Annotated in this window: 3 protein-coding genes and 2 pseudogenes; all 5 read right to left on the bottom strand. The window is 35.6% G+C overall.

The features are described from left to right. Positions 1-220: 220 nt before the first annotated feature. Entirely contained in the window at positions 221-532 is a 312-nt protein-coding gene (locus tag HMPREF2811_RS09325) for a DsrE family protein (RefSeq protein ID WP_071409093.1), read from the bottom strand. A 63-nt stretch (positions 533-595) separates the two neighbouring features. Beyond that, positions 596-703, bottom strand: a pseudogene (locus HMPREF2811_RS11970) (hypothetical protein); the annotation flags it as partial. 187 nt (positions 704-890) lie between these two features. Beyond that, positions 891-1,586: an RluA family pseudouridine synthase gene (locus tag HMPREF2811_RS09320; protein ID WP_071409092.1), complete on the bottom strand. Its 696-nt coding sequence runs from the start codon at positions 1,584-1,586 to the stop codon at positions 891-893. Positions 1,587-1,773: 187 nt separating this feature from the next. Next, positions 1,774-1,914, bottom strand: coding sequence for a hypothetical protein (locus HMPREF2811_RS11480; RefSeq protein WP_168164976.1), 141 nt, complete (start codon positions 1,912-1,914; stop codon positions 1,774-1,776). A gap of 266 nt (positions 1,915-2,180) precedes the next feature. Further along, positions 2,181-2,371 (bottom strand): annotated as a pseudogene (locus HMPREF2811_RS09315) (glutathione S-transferase family protein); the annotation flags it as partial.

The raw sequence follows: 2,371 nt of genomic DNA, 5'->3' as shown, positions 1-2,371 counted from the left end.
TTCAACATCGAATCTATCTCGGAGGTGTTGATCAGTCTCGTCATTAAAGATGCCAGTCCGGGTCCCTTAGTTAAATTATCTGTCGGTGTGAGTGCGTTCATTTTAATTGCAACTAGCTTGTTTATTTTATTCCAAGCATATCAAACCATTAGTTAACGATCTGATAAAATAAAAATTCTGAGTCAATCCCAACAAGGAGACCCAGAATTTTTTTACTTATTTATGGACGAATATAAGCATATCCTGCCATTTGTTTCTTAGCGATTTCAACAACGCCCGAATCTACCACACGTATAAGGGAGTTTATGCGGTCTTTATTGATCTTATGTTTATTTAAAGAATTCTGACAAGCCACCACATCTACCTGATTCAAAAACTTATCACTTAATTCATCATTGAGATAATAATTCACCGCATGACCATTCGCAACAATGGATATTTTAGCATCCCTTTCTTCAGCTAAAAAATTATTTACATTCGAAAGAACCATATGCCATCGCTCTTCTTCATTAATATGAAACACTACTTGCATACCTTTGACTCCTTTATTATTTAATGTCTTCATTGGGTTGAGCTAAGTTAACGCCTTTGTCTGTCAACCCATCCCCATACCATCATGAGTTTCTAAATCAACGATCACCTGTCCATAAAATAATTGAATATCGGGATGATGATTGGCTCCCACTGCGAGGACGCCCACTTTATTGTGAAAGCTTTGCCTTCTTTAAAGCTTTTGAATTTATTGGATTTACTTATGTATTTGTCCTCTGCTAATTCCCAATTAATTTTAAAGTAATATTTTCTGATGAAACACCAAAGCTAGATTCGTATAACAAAAAGATTCATGCAGTGACACCAATCTTTTTGAAAGCTAACTTTAAGAATATATCCTAGCCACAGCTTATCTGACGGATACTTTCCCAACAATTCCAAGGAAATTCCTGTTTTGGCAAGGTTTGTACTCTCACTTCAGTTTTCTTAGTTGGGTGCTCTAATGAAAGTTCCTGTGCCCATAAGGCAATTTGCTGGCCTACTTTGCTGAATTTATGGCCGTATTTTTGGTCACCCCAGATTGGTGTGCCCATCCTTGCTAGTTGGACACGAATTTGATGAGGTCGTCCCGTTTGGAGTTGCACTTCTAGTAAAGACAATTGATCATTACTTTCTAAGACTTTATAGTTAAGAACTGCTTTTTTACCTTTTTTATGATTCGAAGGAACAATCGACACAATATTTTTTCGCGTATCTTTTAATAAGTAATCAGTTAACTGACCTTGTTCTTTGGAAGGCTTCCCATGAACGACTGCATAATATTTACGCATCATCGAATTGCGTCTCACCTGGTCTGATAGTCGTGAAGCAGCTTTAGACGTTTTGGCGAATACCATTGCCCCACCAACCGGCCGATCCAGTCTATGAACTAGCCCTAAGTAAACATTCCCAGGTTTATTAAAGCGAATTTTTATATCTTCTTTTAATATCGTTAATAAATCTTTGTCACGACTTTGATCCGATTGCACCGGAATATTAACAGGTTTCTCTACTATGAGTAAATGATTATCTTCATAAAGAATTGGCACTTGCATGTCAATCTTCTCCCTTTATACATAATATTCCCATATTACCATGAAAAAGATTTAAATTCTCTGTTAGTTTGAAATTCATTTATATATTAGCTGGAATGTCGCCTAAAAAAGCTGGACTCTGGACTACTCCGAACTACTCTGAACTACTCCGAACTTACTCCGAACTACTCCGAATTTTGATGCCTTACTATGGATTAATCGTATAATACTGTTTGGGATATCGTTTAGAATTCCCATGCCAGCTTAATACATTTTTATCTACTAAACCTCTGAGCAATTTACGAGCAGTCGCATCACTCATTTCAATGATTTCTGAGGCTAATGTCACTGTAATCTGTCCATCTTAAAACAGAAAAAAACAGCTCACTTTTAAGTTATTTATTGAGTTCCATATATTTATCATTTGCTACTATTAATTTTTGATAATACTCATCGTAGCTTCTACTCATTTTTCTAATAAGTGGAATAGCTATTTCATAGTATTTGTTGTCTTACATATATTTTTGCAGTTTATCTTGGATAATTTTGATAAAGTCCATATAATTGTGTAAAAAGAAAGGGTCACTATAATGTTCTCCAGGTGATTTTCTATCTCTAAATGTCTAAGCTAATTGCAGGTCCTGCTGGAATAATACCGTTCGGGTTGATTGTCGGATGACTTCCATAGTAATGGTGTTGGATATGGTAGAAATCAACGGTTTCAGCAATACCTGGCATGTTGTAGATTTCACGTGTATAACGCCATACATTTTCAAAATCAGTTAAATGTTTAATATTGCACTTGA

Origin of the sequence: Globicatella sp. HMSC072A10 (assembly GCF_001811625.1) — a bacterium.
GTDB lineage: Bacteria > Bacillota > Bacilli > Lactobacillales > Aerococcaceae > Globicatella > Globicatella sanguinis.
The sequence above is the reverse complement of the archived record's forward strand: the minus strand, read 5'-3'. Positions and strand labels throughout refer to the sequence as shown.